We start from the raw sequence: 24,675 nt of genomic DNA, 5'->3' as shown, positions 1-24,675 counted from the left end.
AGCAAAAACCATAAAAAAATTATGGAATATAAAAATATTCCATAATTTTGTACTTTTTGATTGGGCTTTTAGATTATTTCTGGCTGAAGAGAGAACCCAAGAGTCCACGGACAATTTTCTGTCCAGTTGAACCGCCAAGGCTGCGTGCAGCACTCTTGGCAAAGGTGCCCACCGTATCCTGAATCAATTTTTCACGCTGTTTGGCTGCACGTTCAGCTTCTCTTTGCTGTTCGCGGACAATGCGCTCTTGTTCACGTGCCTGCTGTTTTTCTAAAGCTGCTTGGTCTTTGGCGTGCTGTTTGGCTCGGGCTTCCTGTTCTTTGGCTTGAGCTTTATCTTGTTCAGCTTGAGCGGCCTGCTGGTTACGGTCTGTCACTTTTTGCTGCAGCATTTCAAAAGCGCTGTCGCGGTCTACGGCTTGATCATAAATGCCTGCGACAATGCTTTGCGTCATGATGGTTTTGCGTTCATCCGGGCTGATCGGGTCAAAGGCGGAATGCGGAGGCATAATCCAGCCGCGCTCAACCATTTGCGGGGTGCCTTGCTCATCCAGACAGCTGATCAGCGCTTCACCGACACCTAATTCTGTAATGGCCTGATCGACTTTAAATGCCGGGTTGGCGCGGAAGGTATCGGCAGCGGTTTTAACTGCTTTCTGATCTTTGGGGGTAAAGGCGCGTAGCGCATGTTGTACGCGGTTACTCAGTTGGCCCAGTACGCTTTCAGGTAGGTCAAGAGGGTTTTGTGTCACAAAATAAATGCCCACACCTTTGGATCGGATCAGGCGTACAACTTGCTCAATCTTTTGTTGTAATGCAGGGCTGGCATTATCAAACAATAAGTGTGCTTCATCAAAGAAGAAGACCAATTTGGGCTTATCCATATCTCCAACTTCAGGGAGTTGTTCAAACAGCTCTGATAACATCCACAGTAAAAAGCTTGCATATAGTTTTGGCGTGTTCATCAGTTTATCGGCAGCCAGTAAATTAATATTACCTCGGCCTTGTGCATCGGTCTGAATAAAATCCATGATATTGAGAGCAGGTTCGCCAAAGAATTGATCTGCGCCTTGATCTGCCAGTGCAAGCAAATTACGTTGTATCGCGCCTAAACTTGCAGGGGATAAATTGCCGTATTCTGCTTTGAATTCAGCAGCATGTTCACTCACATAACTGAGTAATGCTTTGAGATCTTTAAAATCAATAAGAAGTAAGCCTTGATCATCGGCAATACGGAATACCGCAGAGAGCACACCTTCTTGTGTATCATTTAAATTCAGCATTTGTGCCAACAAAAGTGGCCCAATTTCAGAAATCGTTGCTCGGATAGGGTGGCCTTGATCTGCAAACAGGTCCCAAAATACAATTGGTGAAGCAGAAAACTCAATTGTTTCTATATTTAGGGTTTGTAGCCGTGCGTCAAATTTAGGACTACTTGATCCAGCCTTTGCAAGGCTGGAAACATCACCTTTGGCATCAGCCAGAAATACGGGTACACCCAAGCGGGAAAAACTTTCTGCCAGCACTTTTAAGGTCACCGTTTTACCTGTACCGGTTGCACCAGCAATTAAGCCGTGGCGATTGGCAAACTCAGAGTGTAGGACGATATCTTGTTGTGTATTCGAGGTTTTTTTAGCAATAATAATTGGTGTACCCATAATTTAGCCTTTTGTCTCATTATTCATGTAATTGTTGGTTCATTTGTTTTAAAGCATTTTCTATATCTTGAATTAAATCTTGTGGATCTTCTAGTCCTATACAGAAACGTACCAGCAAACCTTGTTGTAAATGTGTATGTTCTAAAACACGCATCTCTTTTAAGTTATACAGCATCACCAGACTCACGGGACCACCCCAGCTAAAACCTAATTTAAACAGCTGTAATGCATCACAAAAGCGACGGATCGCTTCCATGTCATATTCAGGTTTGAAAATTACACTGACTAAGCCAGCACTTTGGCCTTGTTTGCAAATGTTTTTCCAATACTCGTGTCCTGCAGCATCAGGGTCGGCAGGGTGTAATACTTGTACAAAGTCAGATTGTTGCTTCAGCCAATTCAAAAGCGTTAATGCACTTTTGGCTTGATGCGCATACCGTAATTGCATAGATGCAAGGCTACGTTGCACTTGTGCCACATCATCACCTGAAACAGAAATCCCTTGAATGGCATGCATACGGAATAGTTTGTGATGCAATTTTTGGTCACGTGTTACCACAGAGCCCATTAAAATATCGCCACCACCACTTGGATATTTGGTTAGTGCATGGACAGTGATATCGACACTTAAATGCTCATCTCCAAAATCAAAAGCATTAAAGGCAAGACCTGCGCCCCATGTATTGTCGAGTGCGGTTAAGATGTTTTGAGCTTTGGCTTTTTTGACTAATCCTGCAAGATCAGGGAATTCTAAGGTGACCGAACCTGCAGCTTCTAACCAAATAAGCTTGGCTTTTGAGCTAGGGTTAAAGCTTGAAACATCGAGTGAGTTATAAACTTTTACATGAATTCCGTAGCGTGATTCTAAGTTACGTAAATGCTCCATATTTGGGCCATAAATATTATCGGCCACCCACACTTCATCTCCCTGACTTAAAAAACAAGAATTGACTAAGTTAATCGCTGATAAGCCACTCGGTGCAAGGAGGCTATATATACCGCCTTCAATTTGCGCAATGTTATCGCCAAGTGTAAAGGTGGTTGGGGTGCCATGTGTGCCATAACTATAGTCGTAAGCATCTGTCCAGTGGCGATTAAATAGGGCATCAGTATTGTTGAAAATAATAGTAGATGCACGAAATAGGGGAGGTTGAACGGTTTCTATATATTGAGGGGCACGTCGTGGTGCATGTATGAGGGCGGTTTGAGGTTTATTTTTCACAGCGAAACTCATTCATTCGTTAAATCTTGTATTTGAGCTTAAGGGATTCATCCTAAATACACCACAATGTGTATAAATTGTTTAATGTAAGCAGAAAGCTAAAAAGTTGGCTTCATTTTTGCAAAACCACTATCTATAAGAGAGAAAAGATATAGGAAAGTGAATGAAGCCACAGTTAAAAGTACATTATTTTCAGCATATTGCTGGTGAAGGGTTCGGAAGTTGTTATGAATATTTGAAAGGTATGAATGCTAAAATTTCTGCCACTGAGTTTTTTGCCTTGCCTATCGATTTGGCTTTAGATATAGAGGCCTTACCTCATGTAGATGATGTTGATTTACTCATCATTATGGGGGGCACAATGAGTGTCAATGATGAAGCTAATTTCCCTTGGCTAAAAATAGAAAAGCGTTGGTTAAGGCGCTATTTGGCACAAGGGAAGCCTGCAATAGGTTTGTGTTTGGGTGGGCAGTTAATTGCCAATGCTTTGGGGGCTGCAGTCAGTAAAAGTCCGCATGAAGAACTGGGTTGGATGTCTGTACGTAAGACAGCCCATGTACCAGAGCATTGTTTTCCCTTGCCAGATGAATTTCAGGTTTTGCAATGGCATGGCGAAAGTTTTGAAATACCTAAAGGTGCTATACATTTGGCGGAAAACGATGGTTGTCGCAATCAAGTGTATCAGATTGGTCAAAATGTCTTGGGCTTCCAGTTTCACCCAGAAATTACCCCGCATGCTTTAAATCTGTTCTTGGAAACAGATGATGCCTGTGAACGATATACAGGGGCATATATACAATCGGAAGGCGAGCTGAAGTCAAGTAGTAAAAGTAAATTTATTCAGGGAAATCAAATATTAAACCAAGCAATAGCGTATGTATTGCAAAGAACAGTGGCAGGACAACTCGCTGAATGTCACAAAGCATAATTAAATTGAAAAACATGATAAAAAAACGATTTTAGATTTGCTTATGCATTAAACAATAGTTATAATGGGTGACCCTTTAATGAAGGGGGTTGACTACGAATAAAGTAGTTAACATCGTGACAGTCGCGGCATCGATCGTGACCTTAGTGATAATTCACTGCTCTTGACACTTGCCTTTATTAGTGGGGTGAGATGCGTCAAGAGTGATTCTTTATATTTTTGGCTTGGAGTTAACTGGTATGTCTAACCAGAGAATTCGTATCCGTCTTAAGTCTTTTGATCACCGTTTAATTGATCAATCATCTCAAGAAATCGTAGAAACAGCAAAACGTACTGGCGCACAAGTTTGCGGTCCAATTCCAATGCCTACACGCATTGAACGTTTTAACGTTTTAACATCACCACACGTAAACAAAGATGCACGTGACCAGTACGAAATCCGTACTTATAAGCGTTTGATCGACATCGTTCAACCTACAGACAAAACTGTAGATGCATTGATGAAGTTAGATCTTGCAGCTGGTGTTGATGTTCAGATCGCTTTGGGTTAAGGCTTTCGGGTTAATTAACGAATTATAGAAGTTAATTAAGCCGCTTTTTTAGAGGTTAATGCACATGGCTATTGGTTTAGTCGGTCGCAAGTGCGGTATGACACGTATCTTTACAGATGCTGGTGTTTCTGTACCTGTAACAGTGATTGAGGTTGATCCTAACCGCATCACTCAAATCAAAACGCTTGAAACTGATGGTTATCAAGCGATTCAAATCACTACTGGTGAACGTCGCGAATCTCGCGTAACTAACGCTCAGAAAGGTCACTTCGCTAAAGCGGGTGTTGCTGCTGGTCGTCTAGTTCAAGAATTCCGCGCTACAGAAGCTGATCTTGAAGGTCGTGAAGTTGGTGGTACTCTAACTGTTGACTTGTTCACAGTTGGTCAAATCGTTGACGTAACTGGTACATCTAAAGGTAAAGGTTTCCAAGGTGGCGTTAAGCGTTGGAACTTCCGTACTCAAGATGCTACTCACGGTAACTCTGTTTCTCACCGTGTTTTAGGTTCTACTGGTCAAAACCAGACTCCTGGTCGCGTATTCAAAGGCAAAAAAATGGCTGGCCATTTAGGTGCTGAACGCGTAACTACACAGGGTCTTGAGATTGTTGCAATTGACGCAGAACGTTCAGTTCTTGTTGTTAAAGGCGCGATTCCTGGTGCTACTGGTGGTGACGTTACTGTTCGTCCTACGATCAAGGCCTGAGGGGAAATATTGTGAATTTAAATACTGTTTCCGGCTCTGCTGTTGAGTTATCTGAAGTTGCTTTTGGTCGTGACTTTAACGAAGCTCTTGTTCACCAAGTAGTTACAGCTTACTTAGCTGGTGGTCGTCAAGGCTCTAAAGCTCAGAAATCTCGTGCAGACGTTTCTGGCGGTGGTAAAAAACCATTCCGTCAAAAAGGTACTGGCCGCGCTCGTGCTGGTTCTATTCGTAGCCCAATCTGGGTTGGCGGTGGTAAAACTTTTGCTGCTCGTCCACAAGACTGGTCTCAAAAAGTAAACCGTAAAATGTATCGCGGTGCTATGCAATGCATCCTAGCTGAACTTGTTCGTCAAGATCGCTTGGTATTGGTTGAAGAGTTTGCTGTTGCAGCTCCAAAAACTAAAGAATTGCTTGCAAAACTTAACGACTTAAATGCAACTCGCGCATTGATCGTTACAGAAGCTGTAGATGAGAATCTATACCTTGCTGCGCGCAACCTTCCACACGTGGATGTTGTTGATGCTGCTGCAATCGATCCTGTTAGCTTGATCGCGTTCGATAAAGTTGTTATGTCTGTAGCTGCTGCTAAGAAAATTGAGGTAGAACTCGGATGAACAACGAACGTTTATATCAAGTCCTACAAGGACCTGTATTCTCAGAAAAAGCACAAGTTTTAGGCGAAACTGCTGGTGTTCAAGTTTTCAAAGTTGCATTAAATGCAAACAAACTTGAAATCAAAAAAGCAGTTGAGCAACTGTTTGGTGTTCAAGTTGTTAAAGTTAACACAACGATCACTAAAGGTAAGACAAAACGCTTTGGTAAAACATTAGGACGTCGTTCTGATGTTAAAAAAGCATACGTCACCCTGAAAGCTGGCCAAGATGTTGAAATGGCTGACTTGGGCGATACCGCTGAAAACGCAGCGGAATAAGGACGAAAATTATGCCGATTCAAAAATGTAAGCCAACGTCTCCAGGACGTCGCTTTGTAGAGAAAGTGGTTCATGATCACCTTCACAAAGGCGCACCGTACTCTCCGTTGGTAGAAGCTAAAAAACGTACTGGTGGTCGTAACAACAACGGTCACATTACGACTCGTCACGTTGGTGGTGGTCATAAACAGCACTACCGTATCGTTGACTTCAAACGTAACAAAGACAGCATCCCGGCTGTAGTTGAACGTATTGAATACGATCCTAACCGTACAGCTCATATTGCTTTATTGAAATATGCTGACGGTGAACGTCGCTATATCATTGCACCTAAAGGCCTTCGTGCTGGTGATCAAGTACAATCTGGTAACGATGCTCCAATTCGTCCAGGTAACTGCTTACCACTTCGCAACATGCCAATCGGTTCTACACTTCACAACATCGAGCTTAAAATCGGTAAAGGCGCACAATTAGTACGTTCTGCTGGTACTTCTGCTCAGTTGTTAGGTCGTGACGGTTCTTACGCTATCATTCGTCTACGTTCAGGCGAAATGCGTAAAGTACACGTTGAATGCCGTGCAGTTCTTGGTGAAGTTTCTAACCAAGAAAGCAACCTTCGTTCATTGGGTAAAGCTGGTGCATCGCGCTGGCGTGGTGTTCGTCCTACCGTTCGTGGTATGGCGATGAACCCAGTAGACCATCCACACGGTGGTGGTGAAGGGCGTAACAAAGGTATTCAACCTGTAAGCCCATGGGGTCAAAAAGCTAAAGGGTACAAAACACGTACCAATAAGCGTACGACTAAGATGATCATTCGCGACCGTCGCGTTAAGTAACAAGTAAAGGAATCTGACAATGCCTCGTTCTCTGAAAAAAGGCCCATTCGTCGATGCGCACTTGTTCGCTAAGGTTGAAGCGGCTATCGCGGCTAATAACCGTAAGCCGATCAAAACTTGGTCGCGTCGTTCGATGATCTTACCGGATTTTGTTGGTCTAACAATTTCTGTACACAATGGCCGTAACCATGTTCCAGTAATCGTATCTGAACACATGGTTGGTCATAAACTAGGTGAATTCGCGCCAACTCGTACCTATCGTGGTCACGGTGTTGACAAGAAGTCTAAACGTTAATAGGTGCTATGATGGAAGTAACTGCTAAATTACGCGGTGCCGCTATCTCGGCACAAAAAGCACGTTTGGTTGCAGACCTTGTGCGCGGTAAATCTGTTGCACATGCGCTTAACATTTTAACTTTCAGCAATAAAAAAGCTGCAGTTTTAGTTAAGAAAGCATTAGAGTCTGCGATTGCAAACGCTGAACACAATAACAGTTTAGATGTAGACGATCTTAAAGTTTCTACGATCTACGTTGACGAAGGCATGAGCCTTAAACGTATTTTGCCACGTGCTAAAGGCCGTGCAGATCGTATTACTAAGCGTACTTGTCACATCACCGTTAAGGTAGGGGTTTGATATGGGTCAGAAGGTTCATCCAATCGGTATCCGCCTAGGTGTTGTGAAACGTCATAACGCTAACTGGTATGCGAGTCCGAAACAATACGCTGAATACTTGCTTAAAGATTTGCAAGTTCGTGAGTTTTTAACTAAAAAACTTAAGAACGCAATGATCAGCAATATTCTTATCGAACGTCCTACAGGCGCTGCTAAAATTACTATTAGCACTGCTCGTCCAGGTATCGTTATCGGTAAAAAAGGCGAAGACATTGAGAAACTACAACGCGAATTAACAGCTATTATGGGTGTTCCTGCGCAAGTTAGTATCAATGAAATCGATCGCCCAGACTTAGACGCTCGTCTAGTTGCTGAAGCAATTGCTTCTCAATTAGAAAAACGTGTTATGTTCCGTCGTGCTATGAAGCGTGCGGTACAAAACTCTATGCGTGCTGGTGCTAAAGGTATCAAAGTTGAAGTATCAGGCCGTTTAGGTGGTGCTGAGATCGCTCGTACAGAATGGTATCGTGAAGGTCGTGTACCTCTACATACTTTACGTGCTGATATCGACTACTCAACTATGCGTGCTGAGACTACTTACGGTACGATCGGTGTTAAAGTTTGGATCTTCCGTGGCGAGATCTTGGGTGGCATGAAGCAAGTCATGAACCCAGCTCCTGCAGAAGAGCGTCCAGCTAAACGTGGTCGTGGTCGTGGTGAAGGTCAAGAGCGTCGTGGTCGTCGCAATGATCGTTCTGCTGAAAAAGGAGAATAATCCATGTTACAACCTAAACGTATGAAATTCCGTAAAGTGCAAAAAGGCCGTAACACTGGTCTTGCACATCGTGGTAGCTCAGTATCTTTCGGTACAATCGCACTTAAATCAATCGAACGTGGTCGTATGACTGCACGTCAAATTGAAGCGGCGCGTCGTACAATCAGCCGTCGTATTAAGCGTGGTGGTAAGATCTTTATCCGTGTTTTTCCAGACAAACCAATTACTAATAAACCATTAGAAGTTCGTATGGGTAAAGGTAAAGGTTCTGTGGAATACTGGGTTTGCGAAATCAAACCAGGTAAAGTCTTGTACGAAATTGATGGTGTTAGCGACGAGTTGGCAACAGAAGCATTTAAACTTGCTGCTGCTAAACTTCCGTTTAAAACCACTATCGTGACTCGGACGGTAATGTAATGAAAACTAATGATCTACGTGAAAAGTCGGTAGAAGAGTTGACAGCTTTGCTTGATGAGCAACAGCTTAACCAATTCCGTCTTCGTATGGCAAAAGCAACTGGTCAATTGGGTAAATCGCACGAAGTTGCGCTTACTCGTAAAACAATTGCTCGTATTAAGACCCTCCTTACCGAAAAACAGGGGAACGGACAATGAGTGAAAATACAGTCCGCACGTTAACAGGCAAAGTAGTAAGCGACAAGATGGACAAGTCTATCGTTGTTCTTATTGAACGCCGTGTTCAACACCCGTTGTATGGCAAATCAATCCGCCGTTCAACAAAATTACATGCTCATGATGAGAACAACACTGCTAAAATCGGCGACGTTGTAACTATCAAAGAAAGCCGCCCAGTTTCTAAAACTAAGTCTTGGACTCTAGTTGAAGTTATTGAAGCAGCTGCTGAGTAATTAACGTTCTAGTTGCATCATCGGTCAAATTCGAGTACTCTTTGAGCCTTTCGAATTTGTGACCGGTGATGCTCGGTTTTGGAGTAGGGCAATGATTCAGACCGAAAGTATGCTCGACGTAGCAGACAACAGTGGTGCTCGCCGCGTACAATGTATTAAAGTACTTGGTGGTTCACATCGTCGTTATGCGTCTGTTGGCGACATTATTAAAGTTACTGTAAAAGAAGCAATTCCACGTTCACGCGTTAAAAAAGGTGATGTGATGAATGCTGTTGTTGTACGTACAAAGTTCGGCATCCGCCGTGCAGACGGTTCAGTTATTCGTTTCGACGATAACGCAGCTGTTATTTTGAACAACAACAAAGCGCCAATTGCTACTCGTATCTTTGGACCAGTGACACGTGAACTTCGTACTGAACAGTTCATGAAAATTATTTCACTGGCTCCTGAAGTTCTATAAGAGGCAATCATGGCTAAGATTCAAAAAGGCGATCAAGTAATCGTGATCGCAGGTAAAGAAAAAGGCAAACAGGGTACTGTATTGTCTGTTTCGAATGACCAAGTGAAGGTTGAAGGCCTTAACTTAGTTAAGAAGCACCAAAAGCCAAACCGTGCTACGGGCGCTGAAGGCAGCATCGTAACTCAAGAGGCTTCGCTTCATATTTCTAACGTGGCAATTTTTAATGCTGCAACCCAAAAGGCTGACCGTGTTGGTTACCAAGTAGTTGAAGGCGTGAAAACTCGCGTATTCAAGTCATCTGGTGAATCAGTGGCGGCAGCGAAGTAATAGGTTGATTTAGGCTATGGCCAGACTTAAAACGCGTTACAACGACGAACTAAAAGCTCAGTTAAAAGAGCAATTAGACGTTAAAAATGTGATGGAAATTCCTCGCATTACTAAAATCACGATCAACATGGGTGTTGGCGCAGCTTCTGCTGACAAAAAACTCCTTGATGGTGCTCTTGCAGATATGCAAGCGATTGCTGGTCAAAAACCAGTTCTTACATTAGCTCGTAAATCTATCGCTGGTTTCAAAATCCGTGATGGTTGGCCGATCGGTTGTAAAGTTACTTTACGCGGCGAACAAATGTACGAATTCTTAGACCGTTTGATCTCTATCGCGATCCCACGTATCCGTGACTTCCGTGGTTTCTCTGCGAAATCATTTGATGGTCGTGGTAACTACTCAATGGGTCTTAAGGAACAAATCATGTTCCCTGAAATCGATTTTGATAAGATTGATCGTATTCGTGGTATGGATATTACCATCACTACGACTGCTCGCACCGATGACGAAGGCCGTGCGCTTATGCGTGCATTCGGCTTCCCGTTCAAATAAGAGGTCGATATGGCTAAGAAAGGTATGATTAATCGCGAATTGAAACGCGAAGCTACTGTTGCTAAATTTGCTGCAAAACGTGCTGAATTAAAAGCTACGATTGCAAATGTAAATGCAAGCGACGAAGAGCGTTTCGAAGCGATGATGAAATTACAAGCATTACCACGTAATGCGTCTCCAGTACGTCTGCGTAACCGTTGTGGTTTAACTGGTCGTCCTCATGGTTACTTCCGTAAGTTCGGTCTAAGCCGTAACAAACTACGTGATACAGTAATGCAAGGTGATGTACCGGGCGTTGTTAAGGCAAGCTGGTAAGGAGCACTATAAATGAGTATGCAAGATACCGTTGCCGACATGCTAACACGTGTTCGTAACGCACAAATGGCGAAGAAACAAACTGTTTCTATGCCTAATTCTAAGTTGAAGGTTGCTATTGCAAACGTACTTCAACAAGAAGGTTACATCTCTAACGTAGAAGTTGCAGACGCTGAAGGCAAAGCAACTTTAACAATTACGTTAAAATATTTCGAAGGCAAACCAGTTATCGAAACTGTGAAACGCGTAAGCCGTCCAGGTCTACGTCAATACCGCGGTAAAGATGCACTTCCTAGCGTTAAGCAAGGTTTAGGTATTGCAATTGTTTCTACAAGCAAAGGCATCATGACTGATCGCGCTGCACGTGCTGCGGGCATCGGTGGTGAAGTTATTGCTTTTGTTTCTTAATAGGTGATTCCTCATGTCTCGTGTGGCTAAAGCCCCAGTAACTGTACCTAACGGTGTAACAGTTACTCAGAACGGCCGGCAGGTCGAAGTGAAAGGCACTAAAGGTACTTTGTCTTTCAACCTGCATGCGCTGGTCGAGCTTAAACAGGAAGAAGGTAAACTTCAAGTTGCTCCAGTTAAAGAGTCGAAAGACGCTTGGATGCAAGCTGGTACTGCTCGCGCTGTCTTAAACAACCTTGTAAAAGGTGTTAGCGAAGGCTTCGAACGCAAGTTACAATTGATTGGTGTTGGTTATAAAGCTGCGGTTAAAGGTAACGTTGTTAACCTTAACCTTGGTTTTTCACACCCAATTGATTATGCACTTCCTGAAAGTGTGACTGCTGAAACTCCAACTGCAACTGAAATTATCCTTAAATCTGCTGACAAAGCAGCTTTAGGTCAAGTTGCTGCGGAAATCCGTGGCTACCGTCCACCAGAGCCTTATAAAGGTAAAGGTGTTCGTTATTCTGACGAAGTTGTACTTCGTAAAGAAGCTAAGAAGAAATAAGGCGCGAGGTTCTTATGAACGAAAAGAAACAATCCCGTTTGCGTCGTGCGAAAAGCACACGCTTGCACATTCGTGCATTGGGTGCGACTCGCTTGTGTGTAAACCGCACACCGCGTCACATCTATGCTCAAGTTATCTCAGCAGATGGTGGCAAAGTATTAGCTCAAGCTTCTACTTTAGATGCTACTTTACGTGCAGGTACAACTGGTAACGTTGAAGCAGCGAAACAAGTAGGTGCTTTAATCGCAGAGCGTGCTAAAGCAGCTGGTGTTACTAAAGTTGCATTTGACCGTTCTGGTTTTAAATATCATGGTCGTATCAAAGCCTTGGCTGATGCTGCTCGTGAAAACGGCTTGGAGTTCTAATCATGGCTAAAGTTGAACAAAACGAAGGTCTTGTTGAAAAGCTGGTTGCCGTTGATCGTGTAGCCAAAGTTGTTAAGGGTGGTCGTATCTTCTCTTTCACAGCATTAACTGTTGTGGGTGATGGTAATGGTCGCGTAGGTTTTGGTCGTGGTAAAGCACGTGAAGTTCCAGCTGCTATTTCTAAAGCACTTGAAGCTGCTCGTCGCAACATGATTACTGTTGACCTTGTTGATGGTACTGTTCAGCACCCTATCAATGCTCGTCATGGCGCTAGCCGTGTTTACATGCAGCCTGCTTCTGAAGGTACTGGTGTAATCGCTGGTGGTGCAATGCGCGCAGTTTTAGAAGCTGTTGGCGTACGCAATGTATTGACTAAATGCTACGGTTCTACTAACGCTGCAAACGTTGTTAACGCGACTTTTAACGGTCTGCGTGATATGACTTCTCCTGAGAAGGTTGCTGCGAAACGTGGTCTTACTGTTGAACAAATTCAAGGGTAATCAATCATGAAAACGATTAAAGTTACCCAGACTAAATCTGCATCGCATCGCTTGAAAAATCACAAGCTTAGCCTTAAAGGTTTAGGTCTGCGTCGTATTGGTCATACTGTAGAAGTGCTAGATACACCTTCTAACCGTGGTATGATCAACCAAGTCTACTATATGGTTAGTGTAGAGGAATAAGCCATGACTCTGCGTTTAAATACAATTGCACCTGCAGAAGGTGCTAAACGTGATAACCTTCGTTTAGGCCGTGGTATCGGTTCTGGCGTTGGTAAGACTGGTGGCCGTGGTGTCAAAGGTCAAAACTCGCGTAAGAGCGGTGGTACACGTCCAGGTTTCGAAGGCGGTCAAACAGCGTTATATCGTCGTTTGCCTAAATTCGGCTTCACTAGCCAAATGGCTTTGAAAACTGCTGAAGTACGTTTATCAGAACTTTCTAAAGTTGAAGGCGACATCGTGTCTCTAGAAACTTTAAAAGCTGCTAACGTTGTACGTAAAGACATGCTTCGTGCACGTATCGTACTTTCTGGTGAAATTACTCGTGCATTCACTGTACAAGGTGTTGCATTGACTAAAGGCGCTAAAGCTGCTCTAGAAGCTGCTGGCGGCAAAGTCGAGGAGTAATCCCCAGTGTCTATGTCTCCTAGCTCGTCAGGTCATGTTAACATGATGAAAGGTCAACCATTTCATGTGAAATACCGTGAAATTATTCGTCGTATGATGTTCCTCATCGGGGCGTTGTTGGTTTTTCGGTTAGGAGCGCATATACCAGTACCGGGCATTAATAATGCTGCGCTTGAAAACCTTTTTAATGCAAACCAAGGCACGATCCTTGGTTTGTTTAATATGTTTTCAGGTGGTGCATTAGAGCGGATGTCAATTCTTGCTCTAGGGATCATGCCATACATCTCTGCATCGATTATCGTGCAGTTGATGTCAACTGTGGTTCCTTCGCTTGAAGCTTTGAAAAAAGAAGGCGAACAAGGCAAGCGTAAGATTAACCAATATACACGTCAGGGCACGTTGTTCCTTGCACTTGTGCAAGCGATCGGGATGTGTGCAGGTCTAATTAGTCAAAATATTACTTTGACTTCTGGTCTTGCATTTTACGTTCCCGCTGTAACATCTTTAGTTGCAGGTACAATGTTCTTAATGTGGCTGGGTGAACAAATTACCGAGCGTGGGGTGGGGAACGGTATTTCCATGATCATCTTCGCTGGTATTGTTGCAGGTTTGCCGAACTTGGTTCTGCAATCATTTACTTCTATCGATAATGGTCAATCAAGTATGATTGGTTTGGCAGTTTTTGCTGTATTATCGATTGCAGTATTGGCAGCAATTGTGTTTATTGAGAAAGCGCAACGTCGTATTCCAGTAAACTATGCTCAAAAACAACAAGGTCGTCGTGTATTTACAGCACAACAGACACATTTGCCGTTAAAAATTAACATGGCGGGTGTGATTCCTGCGATTTTTGCAAGTTCATTGCTATTATTTCCTGCGAGCTTAGGTCAGTGGGTAGGTAGTCATGATGTTGATGCTGGTTTTATTAAGCGTGGCCTACAAGATTTGGCACTCGTTTTGTCGCCTGGACAGCCGTTGTATTTGGTGCTCTTTGGTGCGTTAATTATCTTTTTCTGTTATTTCTATACTGCGCTAGTATTTAGCCCTAAAGAAGTTTCAGAAAACCTAAAACGCAGCGGAGCTTATGTGCCTGGTATTCGTCCAGGTGAGCAAACTGCTCGTTACTTAGATCATATTCTCAATCGATTGACCTTTATCGGCGCGATTTATATCACAATCATCTGTTTAATGCCGATGATTCTACAAAGTTCGTTTGGTATTCCATTCAGCTTAGGTGGTACGTCTTTACTGATCGTAGTGGTTGTTGTGATGGACTTTATGGCTCAGCTACAAGCTCATCTCACATCGCATCAGTACGATAATCAATCATTAATGAGAAAAACGACTGCTCATCCTAAGGGATAAGCGCACTTGAGGTTTCATCATGAAAGTACAAGCTTCTGTAAAGAAAATTTGTGGTAGCTGTAAAGTTATCCGTCGTAATGGGGTTATTCGCGTAATTTGTAGCGCTGAACCTCGTCATAAGCAGCGTCAAGGTTAATCTGATCAAGACCTGTTGATTTCAGTAGGCTAATTAGGTTATTATCCGCCCCTCAAGATTTTTGTGGGGCGGTTGATTATCTTAACTGCCTTTTTGGAGAAAATTGAATGGCTCGTATTGCCGGTGTAAACATTCCGGATAACAAGCATGCTGTTATCTCTCTAACGTACATCTTTGGTGTAGGTCGCCACACTGCTAAGAACATCTTAGCTACTGTAGGTATCGCTACTACAACTAAGATTCGTGAATTAGATGACGCTCAGCTTGATGCGATTCGTGCAGAAGTTGCTAAGGTTCCTACCGAAGGTGACTTACGTCGCGAAATTTCCATGAACATTAAACGTTTAATGGATTTAGGCTGCTACCGCGGTCTTCGTCATCGTCGCAGCTTGCCTGTCCGCGGTCAACGCACCAAAACTAACGCACGTACCCGTAAAGGTCCGCGCAAACCTATTAAGAAATAAGATTTCTGGAAGCTAAAAGATGGCTAAAGATACTCGCACACGCAAGAAGGTCACTCGTACCGTCTCTGAAGGTGTTGCACACATTCACGCTTCTTTTAATAACACCATTGTGACTATTACCGATCGTCAAGGTAATGCACTGGCTTGGGCTACCTCTGGTGGACAAGGCTTCCGTGGATCACGTAAATCAACTCCGTTCGCTGCTCAGGTAGCTGCTGAAGTTGCTGGTAAAGCAGCTTTAGACTACGGTTTGAAAAACTTGGACGTCCTTGTAAAAGGTCCTGGTCCAGGTCGTGAATCTGCGGTTCGTGCTTTAGGTGCAGTGGGTTATAAAATTAACAGCATTACCGATGTGACGCCAATCCCGCACAACGGTTGCCGTCCACCTAAAAAACGTCGCGTGTAAGGAGAAACATTCATGGCTCGTTATATTGGTCCAAAATGCAAACTCTCTCGCCGCGAAGGGACAGACCTGCAATTAAAATCTGGCGTTAAACCATTTGACGTCAAAACAAAAAAAGCTGCTAAAGCACCTGGCCAACATGGCGGCGCTCGTGGTGGCAAACAATCTGAGTATTCACTACAATTACGTGAAAAACAAAAAGTACGTCGTATGTACGGTGTTTTAGAACGTCAATTTAGTAACTACTACAAAGAAGCTGCTCGTGTTAAAGGCGCAACAGGTGAAAACTTGTTGAAATTGCTTGAAAGCCGTCTAGATAACGTTGTTTATCGCATGGGTTTTGGTTCTACACGTGCAGAAGCTCGTCAGCTTGTATCTCACCGTTCTATCACTTTAAATGGCCGTCGCGTTAACATCGCGTCTATCCAAGTTAAAGCTGGTGACGTGATTGCAGTTCACGAAGGCGCTAAACAACAATTGCGTATCAAAAACGCAGTTGAATTAGCTGCTCAACGTGGCATTCCTTCTTGGATGGAAATTGACCATTCTAAATTGGAAGGTACGTTCAAAGCTGCTCCAGATCGTTCTGATTTACCTGCTGAAATCAACGAAAGCTTGATTGTAGAATTGTATTCTAAATAATCCTTGAGGTAGCAATAATGACGCGTACTGCAAATGAGTTTCTAACTCCGCAAGCGATTAAGGTCGAAGCGGCAAGCGGGACCTCGGCAAAAGTTATTCTAGAACCCTTAGAGCGTGGCTTTGGTCATACTCTTGGTAATGCTTTACGTCGCATCCTACTTTCTTCTTTACCTGGCGCTGCTGTGGTTGAAGTTGAAATTGAAGGTGTCGAGCACGAGTACAGTACTTTGGAAGGCTTGCAGCAGGACATCGTCGAGCTCTTGCTGAACCTAAAAGGATTGTCTATTAAGCTGTTCGATCAAAATGAAGCTTATTTGACATTAGAGAAACAAGGTCCTGGCGACGTAACTGCCGCTGACCTTCGTTTACCTCATAATGTTGAAGTGGTTAACCCTGAACACTTGATCGGCACTCTAAGTGCTACAGGCAATCTTAAGATGCGCCTGAAAGTTTCTCAAGGTCGTGGTTACGAGACTTCTGATTCACGCTTCCCAGAAGGCGAAACTCGCCCAGTGGGTCGTTTACAATTAGATGCTTCTTATAGCCCTATTAAACGTGTGTCTTACACAGTGGAAAATGCTCGTGTAGAACAACGTACAGATCTTGATAAACTGATCATTGATCTTGAAACAAATGGTACTGTAGATCCAGAAGAAGCGATCCGCAAAGCGGCAACAATCTTGCAACAACAAATTGCAATCTTTGTTGATCTTCAGAAAGATCAAGCGCCAGTTGCTCAAGAACCTCGTGAAGAAGTTGATCCAATCTTGCTTCGTCCAGTAGATGATCTAGAGCTTACTGTTCGTTCTGCTAACTGTTTGAAAGCAGAAAATATTTACTACATTGGCGATCTTGTTCAACGTACTGAAGTTGAGTTGTTAAAAACTCCTAACTTAGGTAAAAAATCGTTGACTGAGATTAAAGATGTTCTAGCTTCGAAAGGCTTGCAGCTTGGCATGCGTTTAGAAAACTGGCCACCAGCTAGTTTACGCATGGACGACCGCTTTGCCTATCGTAGCCGTTAATTAAGTAGGACTATCACCATGCGTCATCGTAATAGTGGTGTGAAATTAGGCCGTACAAGCAGTCACCGTAAGGCGTTGTTCCAAAACTTAACAAATGCTTTAGTTGAGCATGAGTTAATTAAAACAACTTTGCCTAAAGCGAAAGAACTTCGCCGTGTTGCTGAGCCTTTAATCACTTTAGCTAAAAACGATACTGTTGCAAACCGCCGTTTAGCGTTTGCTCGTACTCGTTCAGCAGCAACTGTTGGTAAATTGTTTACCGTTCTTGGCCCTCGTTACAAAGAACGTAACGGCGGTTATCTACGTGTTCTTAAAGCGGGCTTCCGTGCGGGTGATGCTGCACCGATGGCTTACGTTGAGCTTGTAGATCGCGAAGTTAAATAATTTCGCACAAGAATAGCGTTAGTTGTTCTAAGAAAGACCGGCTTTTAGCCGGTCTTTTTTTTTTGCCTAAAAATTGTTAGACAAAAATAAGTGTTGTCCTTAAATGACACGGAATTTATCAAATTTTATCAAACTTGACATTGCGTATTGTCAAATATGTGCTTTAATAAAACCATAAAACTGAGATAGGTTAAAAGAACAATATGGAAAAGCAAGTTGATATTCTGATTGTTGGTGCTGGTATTTCTGGTATTGGTATTGCAGCGCATTTATTAAAGAATTGCCCGCAACGTTCATTTGAAATTATTGAACGTCGTGAAAGTTTTGGTGGTACGTGGGACTTATTTAAATATCCTGGTATTCGTTCAGATTCGGACATGTCAACTTTTGGTTTTAATTTTAAACCTTGGCAAAAGGCCAGTGTTTTGGCTGATGGTGCTTCAATTAAAGGCTATTTGTCTGAAGTTATTGACGAAAATCAGTTGGCACAGAAAATTCATTTTCAGCATCGTGTGTTGAGTGCAAATTATGACTCGAACACGAAAAAATGGTCGGTTGAAATTGAAAATGCGGACAATAAAAAAGAAACTTGGATTGCAAATTTTGTCGTGGGCTGTACGGGCTATTACAACTATGACAAAGGTTTCCAACCTGATTTTCCAAATCAAAGTGCATTTAAAGGTCAGTTTATTCACCCACAACATTGGCCTGAAAATTTAGATTACAAAGGCAAAAAAGTAGTCATCATTGGTAGTGGTGCAACTGCAATTACCCTCGTACCAGCGATGTCGAAGGGTGGGGCTGGTCATGTAACGATGCTACAACGTTCGCCAACCTATATTGCATCTATTCCTTCGGTGGATATGATCTATGACAAAATGCGTAAAGTGTTGCCTGAAGATTTGGCTTATAAATTAACACGTGCACGTAATATTGGTGTGCAGCGTGCTGTATATGCAGTCGCTCAAAAGCAGCCTGAGTTGCTTCGCAAATTCTTATTGCAATCTATTAAAATGCAGTTAAAGGGTAAGGTGGATATGAAACACTTTACGCCTAAATATAATCCTTGGGATCAGCGTTTATGTGTTGTTCCAGATGGTGACTTATTTAAGATTTTGCGTGAAGGCCGTGCAAGTGTAGAAACGGATCAAATTGAGAAGTTTACTGCCAAAGGTGTTCAGTTGAAGTCTGGTAAACATTTAGATGCAGATATTGTAATTTCTGCGACAGGTTTAAATATTCAAATTTTAGGTGGAATTAAAGCGACGATTGATGGTAAGCCATTGAACACTTCTCAGCATATGCTATATCAAGGTGTGATGGTCAGTGATGTGCCAAATATGGCGCTAATTATTGGCTATATTAATGCGTCTTGGACTTTAAAAGTGGATATTGCTGCTGAATATATCTGTCGTTTGCTGAACTATATGGATGAGAAAGGCTATAACGAAGTTTTACCACAAGGCGATGCAACACAAATTGAGCAAGATACGGTGATGGGAAGTCTCAGCTCTGGTTATATTGCGCGTGCTGCGGATGTCATGCCGAAACAAGGTAAGAGTGGGCCATGGCGTGTAACCAATAACTATTTGGCAGATCGTAAAGCATTGAAAAAAGCTGGATTTGAAGATAGTGTGCTCAAATTTAGTAAGAAATCAGCAGCTTCAGTGACAAAGCCTCGTTTAGTCTCTTAAGATAATTTTATGAGGTATTAACATCACTTCATTATAAGCTGGATATGAGAAGGAGCTCTAAGAGCTCCTTTTTTTATGAATTCTGCGTTCAATAATTTAACTTTGCCTTATCTGTAGATTCGGACAAGATGTGTGTAGGACATAAATCGAAGTAGTGTAATGGATATTCAAACACAGCAATATCAAGTGCCTTTTGGCACTTTGTTATTAAACGCTCGTTCTTGGCAATCGGTTGATGTAAATGCTGAATTGGCACCCATAATTTTGTTACACGATTCTTTAGGAAGTGTGGATTTATGGCGAGATTTACCTGCGCAATTGGCACATCTTTCAAAGCGTAAAGTCTATGCCTATGATCGTTTAGGCTTTGGATTGTCTGATGCATGTATGGCCTTACCTGCACTGGACTTTGTGCTCAGTGAAGCACAGCAGGCTTTTCAGGCTGTGATTGACTATTTTCAGCTCTCACATTTTGTGGTGATGGGGCATAGTGTGGGTGGTGCTATGGCATTTGCCATTGCGGCTCAAGAAGCAGAGCGCTGTGTAAGTTTAGTGAGTATTGCAGCCCAGTTTGAAGTAGAAGAGCAAACAGTGCAGGGGATCATGCTTGCAAAAAAAGGTTTTCAACAAGCAGGTCAATTGGAACGCTTAGAGAAATACCATCCACAGAAGGCACAGTGGGTATTAGATGCATGGACGGAAACCTGGCTTGCACCTGAGTTTCAAAGCTGGAATTTGGCCACAGTCTTGCCAAAAGTAAGCTGTCCAAGCTTGATTATTCATGGTGAATTAGACGAATACGGCAGTATAAATCAAGCACAGCAATTATTTGATGGTGTTGATGGTCGCGCTGAAATGCATATTTTAGAAGGGTTGCATCATTTACCGCATAAAGAGCAACCTGAGCTGGTTTTGCAGATTATTCAAGAATTTCTCAATGAGCTGTTTTAATCATAGTTACTTGTAAAATGAGAACAGCAACGCTGAACGAATTGCGTTGCTGTAGCAGGATAGGCTAGGGGTTTAGAGATTAGAGCGTACGTGAAATTAATTCTTTCATAATTTCATTGGTTCCTGCGTAGATTCGATTTGCACGGTTGTCGATATAGGCACGTGCAATTGGATATTCAAGCATATAGCCATAGCCACCATGGAGCTGTAGGCACTCATCTACAACCTTTGAGAACATTTCTGAAATTTTGTATTTGGCCGCTGCTGCTGCATCAATGCCGAGTTCTTCTTTGAGTTGTAACTCCATGCATCGGTCTAAGTAGGCACGACAGAAGTCAATTTCAGTACGCAATTCAGCGAGTGTAAAACGACTGTTTTGGAAGCTCCAAATTGCTTTGCCAAAAGCTTTACGCTCTTTGGTGTACTTGACGGTATGTGCAAAAGACGCTTCTGCACCTGCTTGGCAAATAATTGCGACCAACATGCGCTCCCAAGCCAGCTCTTTCATTAGCATCATAAAGCCCATGCCTTCCATACCCAGTAAGTTTTCTTTAGGTACACGCACGTTATCAAAAAACAGTTCGCAGGTATCTTGACCTTTCATGCCGATTTTGTTGAGTGGCTTGCCTTTGCTAAAGCCTACGCGATCTGCTTCAACTAAAATTAAGGATAAGTTTGCAGAACCTTTTTCAGAGTGACCTGTTTTACATACCACAATGGCCATATCACATAGATAACCATTGGTAATAAAAATCTTAGAGCCATTAATAACATAGTCGTCGCCATCTAGTACGGCGGTTGTACGTACAGCTTGTAAATCTGAACCTGTGCCTGGTTCAGTCATCGCAATGGCGGTAACTGTTTCGCCAGTGGTCATTTTAGGTAACCAAAATTGCTTCTGTTGTTCATTACCAAAATTATAAATGTAATTGGCCACAATATCTGAATGCAGAGAAAAACCTGTTGAAGAATCCATGGCATAGGCTTGTTCTTCAATTAAGATCATGCTGTACAGACGGTCTACCCCAGAGCCACCATAGGCTTCAGGCATGGTGGTACACAATAAACCTAGCGCACCTGCTTTATTCCATATATCGCGATCCACATGTTGTTGTTGTTCATATTTTTCAATATTTGGCACAACTTCTTTTTCATAAAATTTGCGTACAGTATCGCGGAATGCTTCATGATCAGCATTAAACAGTTTGCGCGGTAGCATATTGAGAATAGGGCGAATCGCTCCAGATTGCATGTGAATTATCCTTATTGTGTGTGCGTGTATTTGAAAATTATAAGAATGTACAGTTGTCAGCAATGTGCTGAATGCTCAATTGCAGAAAATTTACTGATGCTTTCGGTCAATCTTGTGAAAAGGTGTCAATTAACAGGGCTGAATAAGGTAAAATAACGGCGTTTAAATCTAACATTGGGGAATGCGATGACTGATGACATCAGCTTGGAAGAACGCAAAGTAATTTACCGTGCGCGACGCGGTTTAAAAGAAATTGATGTGTATTTTGATCCCTACGTAAAAAATTACTACTTGCAAGCAGATCAATTTGAAAAAGACATGTTTGCAGAGTTGGTTGCGCAGGAAGATCCAGATTTATTGGATTGGTTTATGGAAGTAAGTGAACCGCCACGCCCAGAATTACGTGATTTTATTCAGAAGTTAAAACACTACGTTCATGGATAAGCGTCATTTTCAGCTGAAACCTAGTCTGATAGCGCTAGTGTTTCAGTTTGCCATTTTTGCGGTTTTAATGACCTTGCTCTATCAGGTTTTAGCCATCTGGCTTTGGTGTGTGTTTCTGCTATTGGGCTTGGTCATCTATGCTTTATTTTATCGCCGGCGCCCCAATATTAGTGCGCTGGAATATCTGGATGGTCGTGATTGGACCTTGACCAAGTACGGTCAGCCACAGCGTGTGCAAATCAGTCATATTATTGATCATCAAGTGTATATCGTGGTGTATTTTCAGCATGCACGTACAAAACCAATGATTATTTGGTGTGATCAAGTCGCCTTCAAACAGTGGAAGTCATTGAAAGTATTGGCCAAAATGATCTAATTGTTAGACAGGCTAAATTTTTAAAAAAATCATAAAAACAATAAAAATCAATTGAATATAATGCATCTCTCACAATGTTGTCAGACAGACTGCTGAATAGTTGGCAGAAAATATAAATTGTCTGACAATTATTGTGCTGTCTATTTTTTGATACATGTACATTAACTCTACCAACAGCGAAATGAGGAGTCTCTTATGGACTATCCAACTTGGATGCTTCTGGCAGCTGCGATTGTTATGGCAATTGTAGTAAGACGGCTAGGAACGGTGCTGAAGGAACGAATTGCACAACATGATTAGCGTTTAGGCGCTAGACCCTTAATAAGCAGCATGTGCTGAACCGTCGCAATGCTGCTTTTTTTTGCCTAAAATTTGGCATCCTCTTCATTCCAGTCAATTGCAACGCATAAAAATAATGGCACAGTGAAGACTCAAATTAGAGTAAATACTCTTTTAAACAGAAAACGCTTCTGATATGTTTGTCGAGATGGACATAAACAAAATTATAGAGGACAGGAATATGTCGAACGTCCAACGCATTTGCCAAGGTGTGGCAGTCGCAATAACAACTACATTTTTATTATCTGGCTGTTCACAAGTGATCAAGACAGGTGCCAATGTGGCATTAGGTTTTACAGAAAATCATATCGTACCGCCAATTTTAGCCATGGATGATGCAGAAATGATCTGCAACACCGGCAACTCTTTGACGCCTGCGATTATGGCGACTAAAGATATGGGTGCAGATCCAACACGTGTGGCTGTACTTATGTACTCAGCTTCTGGTATGTGCGCAGAGCAAAAAGCTTTAGATGCAGAGTTACGTTATCTTCGAGCATCTAAATCAAATCAAGTGACTGAAGCACAGGATGCACGTATAGAGCAAAAACGTTGGGCGGGTTTAGCGGCACAGCGTCAATATACAGGCTATCAATTGTTCCAATCACGCTATGAAAAGAAATACAAAAAAACATTGGGTGATGGCTGTGCCAAAATGAACAGTGATATAGAGCAGACTGTTTATTTATTGGGCATGTTAAGTGGCTTACAGGCCATGACCAATGATATTAACTCTGGTGGTGCAGTGAATGTACCTAAAGATATCGCAGCCGTGGTTGAGCGTGGGATGACCTGCTTAAATAATGAAAAATTTTGGGGTGCACCGAATGCAACGCGCGCTGTGATTTGGACCTTATTACCAGGAGCGGGCGACGATAAGCCAGATCCATACCAAACTTTAAAACAATCGATGACGATTGGTGAGCAAAAAGGCGTCCGCTTACCGCATGCGATGTATGCCGTTGCAGCACAAGCCAGTGGTGACGATGCTAAAATTCGTGATGCTTTGAAGAGTTTTGCACAGGCACGTTCAGATGAAAAACCAGTCAATCCACAGTTTAAACTGATTGATAGTATGGCTGAGTTGATGGTGAAAGGTATTTCAGATCGCTATTGGACTGAGCATACAGGTACACGTACAGCAGATGATGGCATGCAACGTTTCTGGGATGATAGTGGCTCTTCTTCTGATTTAGATGATTTATTTGAAGAGGGTAAGTCACAGTAAATATGAGCCTCAGAAATAGAACCGAAGTGAATTGCTAAGTGTAAGACCTTAGCGCAAACATAACGGAGTAAGGTACATGCAAGATCAATTTTTAATTCGAAAAATTGTTTTTTTAGCAGTATTTGTATCTTTTTCTGCCTGTTTGCAAGTGTATAAAGATGCATTCATCTACTGGCAAGATGGGCTGTTTAGCGAATTTTGGCGCTTATGGACAGCTCATTGGGTTCATGTGGGATGGATGCATTATTTTTTGAATATGCTGGCATTTATCTGTTTGCCATTTATATTTCCACGCGCATCGCTCTGGCACTTTGTAGCCTTGCTCTTGGCACTTCCGCCTTTAATTAGTCTCAGTTTTTACTTTTTTCTACCCGATATAGAAGCTTATGCGGGGCTTTCGGGAGTGTTGCATGGGGCTTATGCATCTATTGCTTGCGTACACTTGTTATATAAGCGTGAGCGACGCTTTGCTGCATTTGTACTGTTATTAATTTTGTCAAAATTGGTTTGGGAAAATACCTTTGGCAGTATGGGGACAGCTCAACTTATAGGAAGTCCTGTATTGGTCGAAGCCCATTTATTGGGGGTGATTTGGGGTATTGTACTGGCCGTTATCTATGTAATTGGGAGTTATTTCATTGCAGAGAAATGATAAGTAGAGAAGTGATCGAGTTGACATTCTTTTCATAAAAGAAAATACATATTGTCATTTTAATATCTGCCTAATTGTTGCACATTGAAAGAAAATCGGAATAACAAACAGAAATACCGAAAAAGGAATTTT

Annotated in this window: 37 protein-coding genes and 1 pseudogene; 35 read left to right on the top strand and 3 right to left on the bottom strand. The window is 42.5% G+C overall.

Annotation, left to right across the window (positions count from 1 at the left end):
* Positions 1–73 precede the first annotated feature (73 nt).
* Entirely contained in the window at positions 74–1,657 is a 1,584-nt protein-coding gene (locus EXE29_RS08560) for a helicase HerA-like domain-containing protein (RefSeq protein ID WP_117007437.1), read from the bottom strand.
* A 19-nt stretch (positions 1,658–1,676) separates the two neighbouring features.
* Positions 1,677–2,891, bottom strand: a complete 1,215-nt coding sequence (locus EXE29_RS08555; protein WP_171356345.1) for a PLP-dependent transferase — start codon at positions 2,889–2,891, stop codon at positions 1,677–1,679.
* Positions 2,892–3,042: 151 nt separating this feature from the next.
* Here EXE29_RS08555 and EXE29_RS08550 point away from each other — a divergent pair, with 151 nt between their 5' ends.
* From EXE29_RS08550 to EXE29_RS08400, 31 genes and pseudogenes are all read left to right on the top strand, one after another.
* Entirely contained in the window at positions 3,043–3,807 is a 765-nt protein-coding gene (locus EXE29_RS08550; RefSeq protein WP_117007439.1) for a type 1 glutamine amidotransferase, read from the top strand.
* A 239-nt stretch (positions 3,808–4,046) separates the two neighbouring features.
* Positions 4,047–4,358: a 30S ribosomal protein S10 gene (rpsJ, locus tag EXE29_RS08545; protein ID WP_004725677.1), complete on the top strand. Its 312-nt coding sequence runs from the start codon at positions 4,047–4,049 to the stop codon at positions 4,356–4,358.
* A gap of 64 nt (positions 4,359–4,422) precedes the next feature.
* A complete protein-coding gene (gene rplC / locus EXE29_RS08540) occupies positions 4,423–5,061 on the top strand; it encodes a 50S ribosomal protein L3 (RefSeq protein ID WP_106984030.1) in 639 nt (212 codons plus the stop codon).
* Between the two features lie 11 nt (positions 5,062–5,072).
* Positions 5,073–5,675, top strand: a complete 603-nt coding sequence (gene rplD / locus EXE29_RS08535) for a 50S ribosomal protein L4 (RefSeq protein WP_106984031.1) — start codon at positions 5,073–5,075, stop codon at positions 5,673–5,675.
* On the top strand, positions 5,672–5,992 hold the full coding sequence (gene rplW / locus EXE29_RS08530; RefSeq protein ID WP_106984032.1) for a 50S ribosomal protein L23: 321 nt from the start codon (positions 5,672–5,674) through the stop codon (positions 5,990–5,992). The genes rplD and rplW overlap by 4 nt, the downstream gene beginning before the upstream one ends.
* Before the next feature lie 11 nt (positions 5,993–6,003).
* Positions 6,004–6,828, top strand: a complete 825-nt coding sequence (rplB, locus tag EXE29_RS08525; RefSeq protein ID WP_067762915.1) for a 50S ribosomal protein L2 — start codon at positions 6,004–6,006, stop codon at positions 6,826–6,828.
* A 19-nt stretch (positions 6,829–6,847) separates the two neighbouring features.
* On the top strand, positions 6,848–7,123 hold the full coding sequence (gene rpsS, locus EXE29_RS08520; protein ID WP_004281508.1) for a 30S ribosomal protein S19: 276 nt from the start codon (positions 6,848–6,850) through the stop codon (positions 7,121–7,123).
* Positions 7,124–7,134: 11 nt separating this feature from the next.
* Entirely contained in the window at positions 7,135–7,464 is a 330-nt protein-coding gene (rplV, locus tag EXE29_RS08515) for a 50S ribosomal protein L22 (RefSeq protein ID WP_106984033.1), read from the top strand.
* Between the two features lies 1 nt (position 7,465).
* Positions 7,466–8,243: pseudogene (gene rpsC, locus EXE29_RS08510) on the top strand (30S ribosomal protein S3).
* A complete protein-coding gene (gene rplP / locus EXE29_RS08505) occupies positions 8,222–8,635 on the top strand; it encodes a 50S ribosomal protein L16 (protein WP_106984035.1) in 414 nt (137 codons plus the stop codon). The pseudogene rpsC and the gene rplP overlap by 22 nt, the downstream one beginning before the upstream one ends.
* Entirely contained in the window at positions 8,635–8,832 is a 198-nt protein-coding gene (rpmC, locus tag EXE29_RS08500; protein WP_005012982.1) for a 50S ribosomal protein L29, read from the top strand. The genes rplP and rpmC overlap by 1 nt, the downstream gene beginning before the upstream one ends.
* A complete protein-coding gene (rpsQ, locus tag EXE29_RS08495) occupies positions 8,829–9,086 on the top strand; it encodes a 30S ribosomal protein S17 (RefSeq protein ID WP_106984036.1) in 258 nt (85 codons plus the stop codon). The genes rpmC and rpsQ overlap by 4 nt, the downstream gene beginning before the upstream one ends.
* Positions 9,087–9,177: 91 nt before the next feature.
* Entirely contained in the window at positions 9,178–9,546 is a 369-nt protein-coding gene (rplN, locus tag EXE29_RS08490) for a 50S ribosomal protein L14 (protein ID WP_106984037.1), read from the top strand.
* Positions 9,547–9,555: 9 nt separating this feature from the next.
* Positions 9,556–9,873 carry a 50S ribosomal protein L24 gene (gene rplX, locus EXE29_RS08485; RefSeq protein WP_106984038.1) on the top strand — a complete coding sequence of 106 codons (318 nt, stop codon included), beginning with the start codon at positions 9,556–9,558 and terminating at the stop codon, positions 9,871–9,873.
* Positions 9,874–9,889: 16 nt separating this feature from the next.
* Positions 9,890–10,426, top strand: coding sequence for a 50S ribosomal protein L5 (gene rplE, locus EXE29_RS08480; RefSeq protein WP_106984039.1), 537 nt, complete (start codon positions 9,890–9,892; stop codon positions 10,424–10,426).
* A 9-nt stretch (positions 10,427–10,435) separates the two neighbouring features.
* Positions 10,436–10,741 carry a 30S ribosomal protein S14 gene (gene rpsN / locus EXE29_RS08475; protein WP_106984040.1) on the top strand — a complete coding sequence of 102 codons (306 nt, stop codon included), beginning with the start codon at positions 10,436–10,438 and terminating at the stop codon, positions 10,739–10,741.
* A 12-nt stretch (positions 10,742–10,753) separates the two neighbouring features.
* The gene (rpsH, locus tag EXE29_RS08470; RefSeq protein ID WP_053579514.1) at positions 10,754–11,149 is read left to right on the top strand and encodes a 30S ribosomal protein S8; all 396 of its coding nucleotides are present in this window, start codon (positions 10,754–10,756) and stop codon (positions 11,147–11,149) included.
* Between the two features lie 13 nt (positions 11,150–11,162).
* Positions 11,163–11,696, top strand: a complete 534-nt coding sequence (gene rplF / locus EXE29_RS08465; RefSeq protein WP_106984041.1) for a 50S ribosomal protein L6 — start codon at positions 11,163–11,165, stop codon at positions 11,694–11,696.
* A 14-nt stretch (positions 11,697–11,710) separates the two neighbouring features.
* Positions 11,711–12,061: a 50S ribosomal protein L18 gene (rplR, locus tag EXE29_RS08460; protein WP_106984042.1), complete on the top strand. Its 351-nt coding sequence runs from the start codon at positions 11,711–11,713 to the stop codon at positions 12,059–12,061.
* Between the two features lie 2 nt (positions 12,062–12,063).
* Entirely contained in the window at positions 12,064–12,561 is a 498-nt protein-coding gene (gene rpsE, locus EXE29_RS08455) for a 30S ribosomal protein S5 (RefSeq protein ID WP_004786901.1), read from the top strand.
* A gap of 6 nt (positions 12,562–12,567) precedes the next feature.
* Positions 12,568–12,744, top strand: a complete 177-nt coding sequence (rpmD, locus tag EXE29_RS08450; RefSeq protein WP_004809788.1) for a 50S ribosomal protein L30 — start codon at positions 12,568–12,570, stop codon at positions 12,742–12,744.
* Positions 12,745–12,747: 3 nt separating this feature from the next.
* The gene (gene rplO, locus EXE29_RS08445) at positions 12,748–13,188 is read left to right on the top strand and encodes a 50S ribosomal protein L15 (RefSeq protein WP_106984043.1); all 441 of its coding nucleotides are present in this window, start codon (positions 12,748–12,750) and stop codon (positions 13,186–13,188) included.
* A gap of 45 nt (positions 13,189–13,233) precedes the next feature.
* The gene (secY, locus tag EXE29_RS08440; protein WP_171356346.1) at positions 13,234–14,553 is read left to right on the top strand and encodes a preprotein translocase subunit SecY; all 1,320 of its coding nucleotides are present in this window, start codon (positions 13,234–13,236) and stop codon (positions 14,551–14,553) included.
* A 19-nt stretch (positions 14,554–14,572) separates the two neighbouring features.
* Positions 14,573–14,689: a 50S ribosomal protein L36 gene (rpmJ, locus tag EXE29_RS08435; protein WP_000867907.1), complete on the top strand. Its 117-nt coding sequence runs from the start codon at positions 14,573–14,575 to the stop codon at positions 14,687–14,689.
* 107 nt (positions 14,690–14,796) lie between these two features.
* A complete protein-coding gene (gene rpsM / locus EXE29_RS08430; protein ID WP_106984045.1) occupies positions 14,797–15,153 on the top strand; it encodes a 30S ribosomal protein S13 in 357 nt (118 codons plus the stop codon).
* A 19-nt stretch (positions 15,154–15,172) separates the two neighbouring features.
* Positions 15,173–15,559, top strand: coding sequence for a 30S ribosomal protein S11 (gene rpsK / locus EXE29_RS08425; RefSeq protein ID WP_001040166.1), 387 nt, complete (start codon positions 15,173–15,175; stop codon positions 15,557–15,559).
* Positions 15,560–15,571: 12 nt separating this feature from the next.
* On the top strand, positions 15,572–16,198 hold the full coding sequence (rpsD, locus tag EXE29_RS08420) for a 30S ribosomal protein S4 (protein WP_004691294.1): 627 nt from the start codon (positions 15,572–15,574) through the stop codon (positions 16,196–16,198).
* A 17-nt stretch (positions 16,199–16,215) separates the two neighbouring features.
* The gene (locus tag EXE29_RS08415) at positions 16,216–17,223 is read left to right on the top strand and encodes a DNA-directed RNA polymerase subunit alpha (RefSeq protein ID WP_106984046.1); all 1,008 of its coding nucleotides are present in this window, start codon (positions 16,216–16,218) and stop codon (positions 17,221–17,223) included.
* 18 nt (positions 17,224–17,241) lie between these two features.
* On the top strand, positions 17,242–17,607 hold the full coding sequence (gene rplQ, locus EXE29_RS08410; protein WP_004641032.1) for a 50S ribosomal protein L17: 366 nt from the start codon (positions 17,242–17,244) through the stop codon (positions 17,605–17,607).
* 203 nt (positions 17,608–17,810) lie between these two features.
* The gene (locus tag EXE29_RS08405; protein WP_106984047.1) at positions 17,811–19,301 is read left to right on the top strand and encodes a flavin-containing monooxygenase; all 1,491 of its coding nucleotides are present in this window, start codon (positions 17,811–17,813) and stop codon (positions 19,299–19,301) included.
* 159 nt (positions 19,302–19,460) lie between these two features.
* On the top strand, positions 19,461–20,252 hold the full coding sequence (locus EXE29_RS08400; protein WP_117007441.1) for an alpha/beta fold hydrolase: 792 nt from the start codon (positions 19,461–19,463) through the stop codon (positions 20,250–20,252).
* A 79-nt stretch (positions 20,253–20,331) separates the two neighbouring features.
* Here EXE29_RS08400 and EXE29_RS08395 read toward each other — a convergent pair whose 3' ends face one another.
* Positions 20,332–21,504 (bottom strand): acyl-CoA dehydrogenase family protein, encoded by a 1,173-nt coding sequence (locus EXE29_RS08395; protein WP_120364469.1) that lies wholly within the window; start codon positions 21,502–21,504, stop codon positions 20,332–20,334.
* Positions 21,505–21,690: 186 nt separating this feature from the next.
* Between EXE29_RS08395 and EXE29_RS08390 the strand changes: the two genes are divergently transcribed.
* The 4 genes from EXE29_RS08390 to rrtA all read left to right on the top strand — a co-directional run bounded on the left by EXE29_RS08390 (position 21,691) and on the right by rrtA (position 24,543).
* Positions 21,691–21,948, top strand: coding sequence for an FAD assembly factor SdhE (locus tag EXE29_RS08390; RefSeq protein ID WP_106984050.1), 258 nt, complete (start codon positions 21,691–21,693; stop codon positions 21,946–21,948).
* Positions 21,941–22,324 (top strand): protein YgfX, encoded by a 384-nt coding sequence (locus tag EXE29_RS08385; protein ID WP_106984051.1) that lies wholly within the window; start codon positions 21,941–21,943, stop codon positions 22,322–22,324. The genes EXE29_RS08390 and EXE29_RS08385 overlap by 8 nt, the downstream gene beginning before the upstream one ends.
* 520 nt (positions 22,325–22,844) lie before the next feature.
* Positions 22,845–23,891: a hypothetical protein gene (locus EXE29_RS08380; protein WP_106984052.1), complete on the top strand. Its 1,047-nt coding sequence runs from the start codon at positions 22,845–22,847 to the stop codon at positions 23,889–23,891.
* Positions 23,892–23,967: 76 nt separating this feature from the next.
* The gene (rrtA, locus tag EXE29_RS08375) at positions 23,968–24,543 is read left to right on the top strand and encodes a rhombosortase (RefSeq protein WP_106984053.1); all 576 of its coding nucleotides are present in this window, start codon (positions 23,968–23,970) and stop codon (positions 24,541–24,543) included.
* The last annotated feature ends 132 nt before the right edge of the window (positions 24,544–24,675 follow it).

The sequence above is a fragment of the Acinetobacter sp. WCHAc060006 genome (assembly GCF_004209135.1).
Lineage (GTDB): Bacteria > Pseudomonadota > Gammaproteobacteria > Pseudomonadales > Moraxellaceae > Acinetobacter > Acinetobacter cumulans.
The sequence above is the reverse complement of the archived record's forward strand: the minus strand, read 5'-3'. Positions and strand labels throughout refer to the sequence as shown.